Annotated in this window: 18 protein-coding genes; 5 read left to right on the top strand and 13 right to left on the bottom strand. The window is 34.6% G+C overall.

Going from position 1 to position 13,981, the window contains the following annotated elements; all coding sequences use genetic code 11:
• Nucleotides 1–4 precede the first annotated feature (4 nt).
• Nucleotides 5–856, top strand: a complete 852-nt coding sequence (locus ACYVRS_RS12930; protein ID WP_461203547.1) for a sce7725 family protein — start codon at nucleotides 5–7, stop codon at nucleotides 854–856.
• Nucleotides 857–1,174: 318 nt separating this feature from the next.
• Here ACYVRS_RS12930 and ACYVRS_RS12935 read toward each other — a convergent pair whose 3' ends face one another.
• The 11 genes from ACYVRS_RS12935 to ACYVRS_RS12985 form a co-directional block, all read right to left on the bottom strand.
• Nucleotides 1,175–1,432 (bottom strand): hypothetical protein, encoded by a 258-nt coding sequence (locus ACYVRS_RS12935; RefSeq protein ID WP_313510770.1) that lies wholly within the window; start codon nucleotides 1,430–1,432, stop codon nucleotides 1,175–1,177.
• Entirely contained in the window at nucleotides 1,429–1,797 is a 369-nt protein-coding gene (locus ACYVRS_RS12940) for a hypothetical protein (protein ID WP_461203493.1), read from the bottom strand. The genes ACYVRS_RS12935 and ACYVRS_RS12940 overlap by 4 nt, the downstream gene beginning before the upstream one ends.
• A 20-nt stretch (nucleotides 1,798–1,817) precedes the next feature.
• Nucleotides 1,818–2,237, bottom strand: a complete 420-nt coding sequence (locus ACYVRS_RS12945; RefSeq protein WP_461203494.1) for a replication initiation factor domain-containing protein — start codon at nucleotides 2,235–2,237, stop codon at nucleotides 1,818–1,820.
• Nucleotides 2,204–2,560 (bottom strand): hypothetical protein, encoded by a 357-nt coding sequence (locus tag ACYVRS_RS12950; protein WP_461203495.1) that lies wholly within the window; start codon nucleotides 2,558–2,560, stop codon nucleotides 2,204–2,206. The genes ACYVRS_RS12945 and ACYVRS_RS12950 overlap by 34 nt, the downstream gene beginning before the upstream one ends.
• Before the next feature lie 152 nt (nucleotides 2,561–2,712).
• A complete protein-coding gene (locus ACYVRS_RS12955; protein ID WP_461203496.1) occupies nucleotides 2,713–2,901 on the bottom strand; it encodes a hypothetical protein in 189 nt (62 codons plus the stop codon).
• Between the two features lie 1,245 nt (nucleotides 2,902–4,146).
• Nucleotides 4,147–4,887, bottom strand: coding sequence for an ATPase (locus tag ACYVRS_RS12960; RefSeq protein ID WP_461197518.1), 741 nt, complete (start codon nucleotides 4,885–4,887; stop codon nucleotides 4,147–4,149).
• 356 nt (nucleotides 4,888–5,243) lie between these two features.
• Nucleotides 5,244–7,244, bottom strand: a complete 2,001-nt coding sequence (locus tag ACYVRS_RS12965; protein ID WP_461203497.1) for a hypothetical protein — start codon at nucleotides 7,242–7,244, stop codon at nucleotides 5,244–5,246.
• 115 nt (nucleotides 7,245–7,359) lie between these two features.
• Complete coding sequence (locus ACYVRS_RS12970; RefSeq protein ID WP_461197521.1) at nucleotides 7,360–7,503, bottom strand: hypothetical protein; 144 nt, start codon at nucleotides 7,501–7,503, stop codon at nucleotides 7,360–7,362.
• 31 nt (nucleotides 7,504–7,534) lie between these two features.
• A complete protein-coding gene (locus ACYVRS_RS12975) occupies nucleotides 7,535–8,101 on the bottom strand; it encodes a hypothetical protein (RefSeq protein ID WP_461203498.1) in 567 nt (188 codons plus the stop codon).
• Nucleotide 8,102: 1 nt separating this feature from the next.
• Nucleotides 8,103–8,342, bottom strand: coding sequence for a hypothetical protein (locus ACYVRS_RS12980; RefSeq protein ID WP_313511030.1), 240 nt, complete (start codon nucleotides 8,340–8,342; stop codon nucleotides 8,103–8,105).
• A 35-nt stretch (nucleotides 8,343–8,377) separates the two neighbouring features.
• Nucleotides 8,378–8,587, bottom strand: a complete 210-nt coding sequence (locus ACYVRS_RS12985) for a hypothetical protein (protein ID WP_461203499.1) — start codon at nucleotides 8,585–8,587, stop codon at nucleotides 8,378–8,380.
• 151 nt (nucleotides 8,588–8,738) lie between these two features.
• Between ACYVRS_RS12985 and ACYVRS_RS12990 the strand changes: the two genes are divergently transcribed.
• From ACYVRS_RS12990 to ACYVRS_RS13000, 3 genes are all read left to right on the top strand, one after another.
• Complete coding sequence (locus tag ACYVRS_RS12990) at nucleotides 8,739–9,050, top strand: helix-turn-helix domain-containing protein (protein ID WP_461203500.1); 312 nt, start codon at nucleotides 8,739–8,741, stop codon at nucleotides 9,048–9,050.
• A gap of 34 nt (nucleotides 9,051–9,084) precedes the next feature.
• The gene (locus ACYVRS_RS12995; RefSeq protein ID WP_461197524.1) at nucleotides 9,085–9,264 is read left to right on the top strand and encodes a hypothetical protein; all 180 of its coding nucleotides are present in this window, start codon (nucleotides 9,085–9,087) and stop codon (nucleotides 9,262–9,264) included.
• 1,343 nt (nucleotides 9,265–10,607) lie between these two features.
• On the top strand, nucleotides 10,608–11,150 hold the full coding sequence (locus tag ACYVRS_RS13000; RefSeq protein ID WP_461203501.1) for a restriction endonuclease: 543 nt from the start codon (nucleotides 10,608–10,610) through the stop codon (nucleotides 11,148–11,150).
• 78 nt (nucleotides 11,151–11,228) lie between these two features.
• Here the strand turns inward: ACYVRS_RS13000 and ACYVRS_RS13005 are convergent, their stop codons facing one another.
• Both ACYVRS_RS13005 and ACYVRS_RS13010 read right to left on the bottom strand, forming a co-directional pair.
• A complete protein-coding gene (locus tag ACYVRS_RS13005) occupies nucleotides 11,229–12,287 on the bottom strand; it encodes a WxLIP family cell surface protein (protein WP_461197526.1) in 1,059 nt (352 codons plus the stop codon).
• Nucleotides 12,288–12,315: 28 nt separating this feature from the next.
• A complete protein-coding gene (locus tag ACYVRS_RS13010) occupies nucleotides 12,316–13,104 on the bottom strand; it encodes a WxL domain-containing protein (protein ID WP_461203502.1) in 789 nt (262 codons plus the stop codon).
• A gap of 498 nt (nucleotides 13,105–13,602) precedes the next feature.
• Here ACYVRS_RS13010 and ACYVRS_RS13015 point away from each other — a divergent pair, with 498 nt between their 5' ends.
• Nucleotides 13,603–13,971, top strand: a complete 369-nt coding sequence (locus ACYVRS_RS13015; RefSeq protein WP_461203503.1) for a hypothetical protein — start codon at nucleotides 13,603–13,605, stop codon at nucleotides 13,969–13,971.
• Nucleotides 13,972–13,981 lie beyond the last annotated feature (10 nt).

The following is a 13,981-nucleotide window of genomic DNA, read 5'->3' on the forward strand; positions in this document are numbered from 1 at the left end:
GCGGGTGTACTATCCATATTTACGGGGCAAACAATTTGATTTGCTGGCATTGAAAACATTGTTAGAAGCAGATCTGTTATCAAAACAAGTCCAACCCATCATTGAACCAGTCAAACAATCAAAAACTTTTTGGTCACTGATTGATTTGTTTAAACAAAAAAATCATCCTTGTTTGATCATCGACAACCCGAGTGCAGGTGATTTCTTGACCGATGACGGATTGCAAGCATTAGCGGCCATTCCATTAGCCAAAGCAAGAATCGTTGAACAGCCCATCGAAACCTATGACACACAGCCGGATATGTGGATCATACATCACGCTGAGGCTGCTTTAGCAAGTGATTGGTCGACGAATCATATTCCAACATTAGTGAGCAAAGAATTTCGTCTGTTAACACATGTGAAAGGTCCCAAAATCATTATGGAAGATCCATTCACACGCTTACCGAAAAATCTATTTTACACAGAATATGCCACAGAATTTTTTTCTTCACGAAAAAAGTCTTTTCATCAATTGGGATTTAACGGATACAGCGACTTTTCGATCGATAGCAAAATTTATTACGAATCAAGCTATCCATCAAATCGTATCGCACTTCACTGGATTTTTTTAGATGAAACGGCTGATCTACAGCTCGTACATTTGGTTTCTGATGACGAGCTGCCTAGTCAGAAAGATAAATTTTTTCAAGTAATGGTGCAACTTTCTGATCATGAACAACGATTTCCGACAAATACCGCTGGATTGCAATTGCTGCAAAATGCTGTTGATCAAGAAAAATTCCCAGGCATGGGTGTTATTCGCAAAGCTTCAGTCATGAACCACTTAGAAATCGTCAGTCGCTTGTGGACCTAGGCAGGCATTTGCTTATACATGATTTGATTGATATATTTTGTATAGTTATGTATTTTTTACGAATTTTTTCGCACGTAGTGTTGTTTTAGAGATATCAAGGGCAAATAAGTGGTTCTAAGAAGGAGGATGTAGGCATTTTTTAACAAATCTGGGACAGTAAGGAAAATTATTTATTTTAGTTTACATAATATATATTATACAAAGTTACATGGAAAAAAGATAAGACGTCAACAAGTCTGTTTTTATCCTTTCAGGGTCCCTCTTAATTGCATTTTTATGGAAAAACCTCTCTTTTCAACCCAAATTCGTTAATATTCGTTAATTGTTGTTTAAAGTTCTTCTTTTTAATGTTTGCATGATCAATCTGAAGTTTGTTTGATTCGTTTGCGGCTCCAGCGCAAGCAAATCATCAATGACTGTATCAATGTGCATTAATTGACCTTGAATGATTCCTATGCGTTGCTGGTCGGTTGACGATTTTAATTCTTTTACGGATAGCCGTTTTAATTTGATTTCAAGTTTTTCAGCTTGTTTTTGATATTGATCGATCAATTCATTGATTTTCATATAGATCATTCAGATTCCTTTCTAAATTGAATTTTGTGCAATTCCTCAATAATCTGATTTTTAGAATATTTGCTGATAACACCAGCATTCGAACATTCTTCATAAACACCTTGTAAGATCATTGATAAGTCATCAACAGTTAGATTATAGCTTTGCCTTTGAATTCTTTTAGTGAGTTTATCAAACGCTTTTGCCGATCCATAAACAAAGTAATCTTTTAAATAAAGCATGAGTTCTGACTTATCTGGTCCATGTTTTTCAAGCCAGTTTTCTTTCTTTTTAAGGGTCGGCTTGTCTTTATCTACATATAGTTTTGTTTCAACTGCATTTCCCAGAAATTCTAACCACCAACGTGCGTCATTACGTCTTGACAAGTTTTTATCACCAGTGCGAGTTATACGAATCGATAATGCGCTCTTAATACGCCACAAAACAAATCAGACAACGATCGACCGTTTTCAAGTTCTATGCATGCTAAATATGCTTTTTCACCACTTAAACGCAACTCCCAACGAATCCAATTTTCAACATCAAACTCTTGACTAGCACGATCAAAACGTTCACCTTTTTTGTCATAAACGTTTAATTGTTGAGGTTTAGATCCAATATAAATACTAGCATGATAATCTTCGCCTGTTTTTGTGTTGATCTTATTGTGACGACGAACGTCGCCACGAAAAATCAATGTTTTCTGATAAATTTTTTCAAGCAAAAATTGCCAAGTATATTTTGTATTGATCAAATCTAATGCAATATCTAGTCTAGTAAATTTGCAATCATTCAGAAAAAAGTTTTGATTGTATCGTACCAGCACCAAGATCCATCCGACCAGCGATAGCTTTCAAATTGTCTGCAGCCTTGCCCTCTGAAAATGATTGTAAAGCCAGCGTTCAAGCCATTTTCAACATCCAAATTGTTAGAATAATAAATATGAATATCACCAAATTTAGCAGTGTTCCCATAGCGATATGATCGCGCTAATCCACCCACTTCAAATTCGAAATCATGATAATCCATAAACAAAATTTCACCTATAAAATCGTGTACATCAAGATTAATGTTGAAGCTAGCAGTCAGCCAGTCTATTGTGATATAGCGTTTAGATTGCTCAACAAATTCTAATGAAACATCATTCATACAACCTACCTACCTTGTTATACTATTTTGTAAGACAGTCTGTCAGTCGCGATCAAGGTGTAACTCTTGTGCCACATAAGCTAGAGAGATTTGCCTTGTATTGTATACCCCCCTGTTAGTTACGGGGGTTTCAAGAAAATTTGTTTTCTCACTCATTTGATAAAACCCGCCTTTTTTAACTCGATGTCTTGTTCTATTAATCGTTCGATCTCAGTGCTGATTGTATAACGGCCACAATACGGATGTTTCTGTTTTGATGCTTTTGCTTTTTCGCTTAGGTACTCCCAATGTTTAATTCTTAAAGTTACTGATCTACGATCTTTATTTATTGCTACACCCATCTTTTTACCACCTCTACAATATTTTTATATAATGCGTTTGGATCCAACTACTCAAATCAGGAATGGTGAATCACTTACATCCTGGACAAAAGCGACTCACTTAAATAATCCAAATTTAAAAAGTGAAGCACTTATTACTGCAGTAAAATGCGAATCACTTTTTCGACTTTTTGACAATTTCTGTTTTAACATTTGATAAATCATGTAGTAAGATCACATCTCTGACAGTCCAGCGCAGCATCTTTGATCTCGCGCAAGTATAAAAATCAAGCACCAACTTGACTTTATCGCCTTTTTTTAGATCCGGTAAACGAATACGATTGCAGATCTGCACGTGAAATTTTGTTTTGGTACGTGGGATCTTAAGCGTCAATGCTTGCGACATACGATCAGTGTTTGAAATCTTTGATACATGAAACTCGACAACTTCTAAAAATTCGACATAGCTTAACATTTGATCACTCCCCAAAAATTTAATTTAGATTGCTTTAAAACCGTAGCCTTTGAAAAGGCCACCTCCAAACTTTAATAGGTCAGCCCCCCACTCCCCCATGCTTGGGGGCACGCCCCGTCGGCAGGTGTCTAGGAATGGCTTTGGCATCCCTAGTGCTTCAAGGCTCTGGAGATTGATTTGCAGCCGTCAAGGCATAAAACTCGCTGGCTCGTGACATTTATACTTGACTGCACGATAACTTGATTTCTGATTTCGAAATTGTGGATAACTGTAGTAAACTATATTTATCGTGTGTCTATGTTTTACACCGCTTTATTTTAAAGGTGGTGAATTCTATAGCAAGAAAATTATATGCTGTTTTATTAGCTATTGTAGGCGCTAGCATCGTCTTTCATAGCGTATTAACTCAAAATTACTTACAAACAGACTATTTTCAACTATCAAAATTTCTTATAATTATTTTGTTCGGCATGACTTTATTGAACTATGCTGAAAAACTAATAAAATAAAGCAAAAACATAGACGCACGTGTTACACCGTTTAGCGTTTAGAAAATAAAAATGTGGATAATGCACACTTTGTTTGTTTTCTTGATTTTAAAACTGTGGAAAACTTTTTACACTATTCGTAAAATATCGATGCAAGTCACATTTAAATAATCGAATTAATGTAAACCAACTATTTGAATATAATTAGTTATAATAGTTTTAATATACTTTTAGTTTTTTGAAACATTATCGTTCGGTTAATAGTGTGATTATGATCGTTCCTGGTCTATCAAACATTCGGTTTTATTCGTTTATAACAATCAAGTTAGCCGGTTCTTTGTCTTTTTCTTTTTTAGATTTATCTATCAAACGTTCAATAACAGCATAAGAATCATAAGATTTTCGCAAGGTGTCTTCTTGTATAAAGCTCAAGAGTCTGCCTTTTTGCAGATGCTTACGATCTTGTGACTTTTCGATATTTTCAATATAATTGATCGCATCATAAAATCTTGCACGAGTCCATCTGTTAAAGAATGTACGACATTCGACTACTTCAAAAGTTTGTTCTCGTAAAGGCTTCGAGATCCTTGTAAAGACTTGAGACGTAGCAAGTATTTTAACGCCTCTCTTACGCTGTTGAGTGATGAATGATAAAACCTCAGTAGAAACTTTAGAATAGCTGTCAAAATCATTCTGAAGCTCATCCCACAATATAAGCGTACCGTCGTACCCTTCCGATTCTGCTTTTTCTGCTGCTTCAACAATATCGTATATGCTGTATATTTCATCATGCTGATATACAAACCCAAAATTAGATAAAACTTTGACTGTTGGATATTTCCGCATAATATACAGCGCATAGTAGCAAAGACTCATTGTTTTACCAGATCCTTGACGACCACAAAACAAAGTCAATCCGAAATGCTTAAAATTTACGATCCCCTTTTTCTTGTTATCCGATTCAAGTTTCAAATCTCTAAAAACGTAATACCACAAACGCCAAAATTTATGGCCTTTAAAAACTTTTTTATAAATCTCTTGCATTTTTCTACCTCACTTTAAAAATCGAATTTTTTTCTGGTACAGGTCAAGCCTGCACCCAGAAAAAAATTTCCGATAGTTTAAAAATAGTAAATTAAAAAAATATGTTAGATGTTAAGTAAAAGGTATTAATTTCCATAACATTTTGATAAATCGCCAAATGAACATGCTATGAGAAAAATCAAAGTAGATACCAGCAACAATGATTAGTGTCTGGACAGGAAAAAAATAATCAGCATACCCCAAGAATATTCGGAAATTTGTGGTATCTGGTAAATCAATCAAAAAATTAAGGGTTGGAAGAAAATCAAGAATACCATTGATTAATCCGAAAAATAAGTTGAAAATTGCATCTAAAATCAAGTAGTATCTCCCCCATCTGTAATTGCAGATCCAACCACTACACGCTTATAACATTTCATGATCAACGTCAACCATAACAACAAGCGTATAATATCTCTAAATACAGGTATATAAATATCTGTTAAAGGTCGAGCAGTATTATTAAAATTCGCCTGTACATCCATAAAATTGAAACTAACAGCTTCAAACCAATCTGAAGAAATTGGAGTAAACAGTGCTAGCATAAAACTTGGAAGAGTAAATATGAACGGCAATTTTTTATTAGCAGTAGTCACTAAATCGTCAAAATTTGATTTGAGATTTGCACCATTAGGAACGAATAAACTGCTGATACCCTCAAGCACTGATTCAAAACCATTCTTAAAAATATCACTAATATTTTGCAAGCCTTGCATAACATCGTTGAAACCTGAACTTATATTGCTAGTTATATTATTCAAATCTAATACAGGAATTTGACTTATTGCATTTGATAGTGTGTTAAAACCATTTTTGAAAAGTTGTGATAGCAATCCATCGTTGCTATTGATCGATAATGTAGAATTGCCAACGTTCATCAATTTTTGTATGCTTTCAAGTGGATTGATAACATTTTGCATTATGGATATTAAAACGTTCGTAAATGTACCATTATTCGTGAATAGATTTTGAGTTGCATTTGCAGTATTAGAGATAGCAGTTTGTATGTTAACAATCGTATCAATAGGTGAAATGACAGCTCTCATTAAAGTTTTCATTAACGTAGCAAATGTTCCATCCGAATTATTTGCACTTATAGTATTAGGGTTATCAATTTTGAAAACTTCATTTAATGCATCAATTGGTGAGATCACAGCTCTGGTTAAAGTCTTCATTAGCGTAGATAAAGTTCCATCCGAATTATTTGCACTTATAGTATTAGCGTTATCAATTTTGAAAACTTTATTTAATGCATCAATTGGTGAGATCACAGCTCTGGTTAAAGTCTTCATTAGCGTAGATAAAGTTCCATCCGAATTATTTGCACTTATAGTATTAGCGTTATCAATTTTGAAAACTTCATTTAATGCATCAATTGGTGAGATCACAGCTCTGGTTAAAGTCTTCATTAACGTAGCAAATGTTCCATCCGAACTATTAGCACTTGTAGAAGTAGGACTACCGACTTTTAATAAATTATTCAATGCATCAATTGGTGAGATTACAGCTCTGGTTAGAGTTTTCATTAGTGTAGCAAAAGATCCATCCGAATTATTAGCGCTTGTAGAAGTAGGACTACCGATTTTTAATAAGTCATTTAACTTATCGATCGGTGAGATCACAGCTTTGGTTAGATTTTTCATTAATGAAGTAAATGGTCCATCAGAGCTATTAGCGCTTGTAGAAGTAGAACTGCCTACCTTTAAGAAGTCTCTTATAGTTTGAACTGGAGCACCAATTGAATTCACTAATTGTGTTGTTTGGGTCATAATATTGTTATTAAGAGTATTAGCGTGTAAAGTCATCAATTCACTTATACTCTTAACTGTTAAATATGTGCTAAGCATGTCACCAGCAAATCCAATTATCGGTGTACTGATATTCCCGATACTATTTAATATAGAACTCGAATTATTAACACTCGTCTTAACGGATTGCCCTACATCGTCAACTCTATTAACAACATCTCTAACATTTTGCCCCGTTCTTTCAAGCTCTTTAAAAGATTTTTCAAACTGAGTATCAAATGATGTAGTGAAGTCTCCTAGCTTTGATTTTATATCTTCAAGTCCTTGCACAGTGACTACTTGAGGCGGTGGTGCTTCAACTGCAATATAGGTTATATTTCTCTCTAATCCGATGTTTCCTCGACTTTCAATCTCGCTGGCGTGCGTAACCATCGAACCCAAATTGAACAAAGTTTGACTAATGTAAATGTGATCAGAACACTCATCAAACGCATGAATAGAACTGCGACAGAATCTGGGCTCACAAATGCTAAAAAAAATAAAAAGCATACTGCGATTCGCATAAACCATTTAAAAAAGTATTTCTTTAAAAATAATTGAAATTCTTTGTCCATTTATTTAACCTCCATTACTTTATTAAAAAAAGAGAAACCAGATATTCTGATTTCTCCTGATTTCCATCAAATTAAAAGAACATAGATTTGATGAAGTTGAAGCCTTTAGTCGCAACGCCCGTAACAGCAAAACATGCTACACCAACGCCAAGACCAATCGGTACAAATTGTGTTGTTGCTGTGATGATCGGTTCGAACATATCCATTGTAAACATATTTTTTCCCTCCATTTAATTTTTTATAAAATTAGAAAGTGAAGAACGGTTTAAAGAACCAATTCAAAAAACAAAATACTAGAATAGCTATACTTACAATTGCTACACCACCAGCAACAAAACCAGTAGCTGAAAATTGATCGTTTGATTGAATTAAACTAGTTTCTAGATTTTGATTGACACTTTCTAAGATTTCACCATTTGAAAAAATTGCTAGTTTTAACTCTTCGATTGATTCATTTAAATCATTTGATTCTTCGATCGATGATATTAAATCGCGATTTGATTCTTCTAAGGTCTGGATCAACAACTTATTTGACTTTTCAGAATTTTCGAGTAATGACTCTGTTGATTCAAATCGTTCTTTGATTATATTCGCTTGTTCTTCTTCTTTTTCAAGATTTTCTTGCATTTGCTGGTCTTGCAATTCTAGCGCCTGTTTCTCGGCTTCAGCAAGTATTTCAGCATTGTTGCGATCCTCAACAGCTTGATTATTACGTTCATTTTCAGCCCTTTCAAGTTCGCTTGTATAGTTATCATTAAACGTCTTTAACTCGCTTAAGATGTCTTCTAAGAGCCTTTCTTGCGCTTCATTCATACTAAGCTGCTGCAACTGACAAGCAGTTAAGATTCGTGCTAAAACCGCGACGTTCAGCTTTTAAAACAACTTTGCATTTAGCACCTTCGCCACAGTTGATAGTAAGATTCTCATCAGCAAAAAATTCTAAACGTTGATAGTTTTTTGTATCGATAAAATGTATTGTGATATAAGGATTTCCTGCTTTGCTTATTTTTTCCTCTTTCTTCTCGAAAATCAAATCTGATTGACTGACAAACATATGACATCCTCCTTTTTTATTTTTTATATTAAGCATTATGCTTGATAACCTAATTGTCGAAGTATAGAATTTATTTCTTGTATATCATTCTGAATTGTAGCTATCAAACTTTGACCATAATCTTTATCTTTTGCGCGACGATTAAGATATTCTAATTGTTCTTCTCTTATATTAAGTTCAGAGTATAAGCTTTTTCGAATAATCCATTCCTGATCTTTTGTAACTGTTAGAGTTCTTTCTGACATTGACAATCTCTCCTTTTGGGTTGCGTTAACCATTTTTGGTTAATTAGAATTATAAACCAAAAATGGTGATTAGTAAACACTTTTTGGTTAACAATTTTTGGTTATTAGCATTAATATTGTATATAATAATATTATTATGGAGTGATACAGGATGATAAATCACAACGAAATAATCATAGATAGGCTTTACTATTTTCTGAGAAAAAAAAATATAACAATTAGTAGATTAGCTGATTTAACTGGAATACGACAATCTACTCTCAGTAATTTAGTAAATAGAAAAAGTGTTCCAAAAATTGATATGCTTTTTAAGATATGTACTGCACTTGATATCACTGTTGTTGAATTTTTGAGTATTTCACCATATAGAAATAATGGCGATATAGACAGTGACCACAATTTACAATTAAATGAAAACCAATTAGCAAAACTTGAAGAGTTTATTAATTCAATGCAGGAGTGATGGATGGATCCTCTATTAAAAAGGGGAAATGAAAATGTTTGGTAGTAAAGAAGAAAAATCGAGGTCGGAATGGTTGAAACTAGTTAAATCATATATCGTAGATCATGCTACTGAAAAAGAGTTGATTGAACTAATTGAATTAATGCGACTAAGAAAGAAATCTTTAGACTTGCAACGTATAGCGAATGATAAAGCCAAATTGACGAATCAATAGAAATCATATATAATATTTATGAAATGAGTTCTAGCAAACACCCTGCACAATGTAGCTGTCATCTGCATTGTGCTATTTTTTTGCAAAAAAATAAGGGCTACCACTGTCATTGGTAACCCTTTGTCGGCCCTACTTTTTATCGAGCCATCTGTTTATTAAACCAACAGATATGCCAACAATAAAAGGTATAAGCACGTGCTTTATAATGAGTTCTAGCAAAAAATCACCCCCTCCCATTAAAAAACAGGAGTAACGGCCGACTTCAAAAGTATACCATATTTATCATTTTATAAAAGATAAATATTATTTTAGAATGCTTTGAAGACAACTACATACATAAATAAATTATATATCAGGTAACACATCAACAATATAAGAACCGCATTCATTACCCTAAGCTTTTTTACGTCAACACATATAACTACATACAAAATTAGCGCTAATATAGAAACAACAAAAAAAACAATCCCCATTATCAATTCTCCTAACCCCTATAAGTTTTCCTAGTAGTAGTAATTGTAGTAACTGGTATACTGATAAACAAAAATCTTATTGGCCATTCTAAAGAACCTGATAGATACCATAGAATAGCTGAGAACGCAATAGAAAGAAAGATCCATTTCCATCCAATGATTGTTTTTTGGGATGTCGTATTTGTCGAATAAGTACTGTAATTGACTTTTTGCTTTTTTACTTGCTCTTTTTTATAGTTCCTATAATATTCTCTGTCATCCATACTCATATTACACCAACTCACTTTTTCTTTTAATTTTACCATCAAAAGAGAGGAAATTGGAGATATTAATCTATTTAATATAGAAATATACCGTTTTTTGACATTTTCAACTTACATTGAAAGTTTATATATTATACGAGGTTATTTAGAAAAAAGTTAAGACGCCAACAAGTCTGTTTTTATCTTTTCAGGGTCTCTCTTAATTGTATTTTTACATAGAAACCTTTCTTTTTAGCCCAATTTCGTTAATTGTTGTTTAAAGTTCTTCTTTTTAGTGTTTTCATGATCAACTTGAAATTTGTTTGATACGTTTGTGGTTCCAGCGCTAACAAATCATCAATGACTGCATTGATGTGTATCAGTTGGATTGCATCCTTGTCTTTGAATCCTTAAAGTTGATTGCTCTTTTTTAAGTATACTATTTTGTTTCTACTGCATGTCATCTAGAAATTGAATCAATCGTAGCATATTTACAGCTTTATAAATTGATCGGACTTATTGATACGTTTTAAAAGTAGTTCATACACGTTTGAATTAAATTTATCAAAAAAAAAAAAATAAATACCTAATTATGATATAATATTAGAAAACATTTAAGGGGAACCATATGTCAAAAAAGGAAAATGAGCGATTTGGTGTATTTAGTATGGGGGTTTTTCTGTTAGTTTTTTATATTCTTTTCGACTCTACTTATGATGTCATCTTATATATAAGTCTTGGTGCAATTTTTTTAGGATTACTAGCTCTGCTCTATCCCCTTTTAAGCAGGCGTAAAAGGTTTTCAAATGCACAATTAGAACACATAGATGTAATGACCGGAAATGAATTTGAAGCCTATACTACATTTCTATTGGCTAAACATCAATTTGAACAAATCAAACAGACAAAGGATTACGGCGATCAAGGTATCGATGTGATTGCTACTAAAAACGGTATTACTTATGGAATCCAATGTAAGCGCTGGAAAAAGAATGTGGGCAATAAAGCGATTCAAGAAGTTTATGCTGGCATTGGCTATTATTCCCTAGATCAAGCAATTGTATTAACAAACAGCTACTATACTGAATCTGCCAAGCAATTATCACAAAAGTTAAATGTCGAACTATGGGATAGAAAAACATTAACCAAAATGATTGAAGAATCTCTGTAACGGGTAAAAAAATAAAGATATGCAAAAAAAGCTTATCATTTTTGATTGAATAAGCTTTTTTTGCATATCTTTCTGAAATTAGTTATTTTGGGTCATGTGATTGAGATTTCTTTGCTTGACCAAAAGCAAAACTATAATGCTCAACAAACTGATTATCACAGCAGGGATGATCCACCACCATTTCAGCGAATGATCGATGGTCACATCGCTTTGGTTGAATGCCTTTGCTTCATCTGATTTAACTGTAAATGCTTTGGTCCATTCCCATGTGTTTTCTCCGGATGAAGCACTGATTTCTGCAACATAGCTCCCACTTTTGAAGGAATCCCCTGCTAAAGAAATTGGAAAATCCAAGGATGAGTTGGGCGCCATTTGCATCGTTTCTTTTTTCGTTTGGTACAGTATGTCATTGCTGCCTTTACGTTTTATTTTTGCCTCAACAGTTAGTTGGTTCACATAAGTGGGCAAGCTGTTGTGTATCGTTGCACTGAAGACGTTGCGATAGTTCAGTTGATCAGGGAATACATCCAGCAACGTCAAATCAGGCGACATGCTTTCTTGTTCATTTCTGGCCACCACACCAATCACATAAGCAAATTCATTTTCGATGGATAGTTGTTGGCTTTTATCGGTTTCTTCTGAAGCCTCTTCAGATCCTTTTACTTTTTGCAGTCTGATTCCCCCGGCCAACACGCCAGAGAATAGTTCTTTTGGCATTGTAAGGGTGATATCGATCGTTTTTGTTTCATTGGCTTTCAGTTTAACGATACCTGGGGTTGCCAATAAAGCTGCGATCGACCAGTTCAATGACGCATCCGGGGTGTCCGCATCTTTCCTATACTCTACGACGCCATTGTTGTTCGTATAGGCTGTATGGGCTGTAACATTGACGGTCAACGGTTCATTTTTTGCGTTGATCAAGGTTAATTTCAAAGATTCTTTTGTATGAGGTGCCAACAATACATTGAAGTAATTTTCACTATCGGCAAGCTGACTTTTCGGTAAATTTGGTGTGACATAAAAGTCAGCTCTGTCATCCCCATGGGTCAAGACACTACCAAAGAAGAAAAAAATCAGCATACTTATAGGAATGATGGACTTCTTTACGAATACATTGTTTAATCTAAAAAATCGCATGCCGAAGAATTTCCTTTCCTATTTTCTACTAGTCGATGACATTTGCAGGTGTACTTGTTAACTCCCATGTCAGCGTTGCTGTATATTCTGCAGCATCTTTGGTGGCTGTTTTTGGTACAGAGAGTGTAATCGCGTCATTCAGTACCTGTTCATCAGGCTCTGCTTTGTTCAATTTTTCTTGATCCCCCCAAATCAACGATGTTACACCAGCCCCTTCCCCGACTGTTTTTTCGTCTACGACTTTAACTACCGCATCCATTACTTTTTGGCTTTCACTATCTGCACTTAATTTTATTTCCTCTTCAAAACTTGGTTTACTGATTTCATCTCCAGAATAGTTCAGTACACCGGGTTCAAATGTCAGTGCAGCCCCTTTTAGCGTATTATTTTGCGTATTTGATGTAAACGCACTTAGGCTGACCTTTAGACTCCATCCAGTATTTGAGCCACGTAAATCTTGTACTTGAACAAAACTGACATATGGGACCTCTTTTCCATCACCTGTCTTTGCTTTTTCTGCCAGCATTGTATATGTTTCGTCTTGAACTGAAATCTCATGCGTCCCGAAGTCTAGATTCGGCGCATGAACGATAGCTAAAGGCCCTGCAGTTTTATCTGGTTCTTCTGGGATAATGTCTGGTTCTTCAACTGGCGGAACAATGATCGAAGGCCCATCTGGACTCTCGAACGTGATCGTTCCTTGCGTTTGCACAGATTTCAGTGCGGTTTCCGTAGTTTCTTCGGCAAAAATGGTCTGAGTACTGCCCAAAGCTAGTGCTGTGATGGTTGCTGCGGTTGCAAATTGATGACTTTTCATGATTTCATTCTCTTTCTTTCCTTTTGAACTTTTTTGGTGAACATAATGAAACAGATGACTTTGCATCATCTAAACTAGTCCCAAAGATGCCCTCTTGGTCAACAAACAAGCTTACGTCGCAAAAGCGCAAACATTGGCACACTATTCACTATACATTCGGAAAGTTATTTTTTAAAAAAAACTGTTTTTTTAAAATGAAACAAAAAGAAATGAAAAGAACTACTTGTTGCGATGCTGTCAGTATCCAGTGATTTTTAAATAACTTTTCCGATAATGATTCAACGTATAATACGGCTTTCTCTAAAGGACTTTTTTTCAGACATTAGCCTATTCTGAGAAAACAACGCTCTTTTCTCATCCGCACATGTACCTTCTATCATACTAAATACAAGTTTTGCCCGAATCGATGCCATTGTTGCGTAAAACGTAAATTTAAAAACCTGTTCGCTTTACAAAAGGGAACAAATGTTTGTATGATATAGCTAAGAGGTGATCGTGATGGGTATGATACAACCTTATGAAGATCGAAAAAAATTAAAATGGCAAGGTTTTTTTCTTTCTGAACATACAACGGAAATCGATACAGAAGCTTTACGACAGTTTCACTGTCCGCCAAAGCAAGCACTCACACCAGAAGAAATCAATCAGTGTTTATTTGAAGCGATGAAAAAAAATTACACCGTAGCGATCCAACGGGAAGAAGTCGATCCAGAGGGGCACTATCCACCAGACATCATAGGCAAAATCAGCGGCTATGATTCCCTTGGTATCTATCTCAGCGGAGAAACGACGGAAAAGGTGCATTATGATGAAATTCGGCACGCGGCTTTTTTTGAAGAAAAGAAATGGTTTTATGTGGAAGGTTAAAGAGCAGGCT

The sequence above is a fragment of the Enterococcus salsurae genome, from assembly GCF_054784955.1.

Excerpts from the sequence above, each read along its gene's own strand:
- ACYVRS_RS12935 (WP_313510770.1), bottom strand. The coding sequence starts at position 1,432 with ATGATCTATATGAAAATCAATGAATTGATCGATCAATATCAAAAACAA.
- ACYVRS_RS12950 (WP_461203495.1), bottom strand. The coding sequence starts at position 2,560 with ATGAATGATGTTTCATTAGAATTTGTTGAGCAATCTAAACGCTATATC.
- ACYVRS_RS12955 (WP_461203496.1), bottom strand. The coding sequence starts at position 2,901 with ATGGGTGTAGCAATAAATAAAGATCGTAGATCAGTAACTTTAAGAATT.
- ACYVRS_RS12960 (WP_461197518.1), bottom strand. The coding sequence starts at position 4,887 with ATGCAAGAGATTTATAAAAAAGTTTTTAAAGGCCATAAATTTTGGCGT.
- ACYVRS_RS12965 (WP_461203497.1), bottom strand. The coding sequence starts at position 7,244 with ATGGTTTATGCGAATCGCAGTATGCTTTTTATTTTTTTTAGCATTTGT.
- ACYVRS_RS12970 (WP_461197521.1), bottom strand. The coding sequence starts at position 7,503 with ATGTTTACAATGGATATGTTCGAACCGATCATCACAGCAACAACACAA.
- ACYVRS_RS12975 (WP_461203498.1), bottom strand. The coding sequence starts at position 8,101 with ATGAATGAAGCGCAAGAAAGGCTCTTAGAAGACATCTTAAGCGAGTTA.
- ACYVRS_RS12980 (WP_313511030.1), bottom strand. The coding sequence starts at position 8,342 with ATGTTTGTCAGTCAATCAGATTTGATTTTCGAGAAGAAAGAGGAAAAA.
- ACYVRS_RS12985 (WP_461203499.1), bottom strand. The coding sequence starts at position 8,587 with ATGTCAGAAAGAACTCTAACAGTTACAAAAGATCAGGAATGGATTATT.
- ACYVRS_RS12990 (WP_461203500.1), top strand. The coding sequence starts at position 8,739 with ATGATAAATCACAACGAAATAATCATAGATAGGCTTTACTATTTTCTG.
- ACYVRS_RS12995 (WP_461197524.1), top strand. The coding sequence starts at position 9,085 with ATGTTTGGTAGTAAAGAAGAAAAATCGAGGTCGGAATGGTTGAAACTA.
- ACYVRS_RS13000 (WP_461203501.1), top strand. The coding sequence starts at position 10,608 with ATGTCAAAAAAGGAAAATGAGCGATTTGGTGTATTTAGTATGGGGGTT.
- ACYVRS_RS13005 (WP_461197526.1), bottom strand. The coding sequence starts at position 12,287 with ATGCGATTTTTTAGATTAAACAATGTATTCGTAAAGAAGTCCATCATT.
- ACYVRS_RS13010 (WP_461203502.1), bottom strand. The coding sequence starts at position 13,104 with ATGAAAAGTCATCAATTTGCAACCGCAGCAACCATCACAGCACTAGCT.
- ACYVRS_RS13015 (WP_461203503.1), top strand. The coding sequence starts at position 13,603 with ATGGGTATGATACAACCTTATGAAGATCGAAAAAAATTAAAATGGCAA.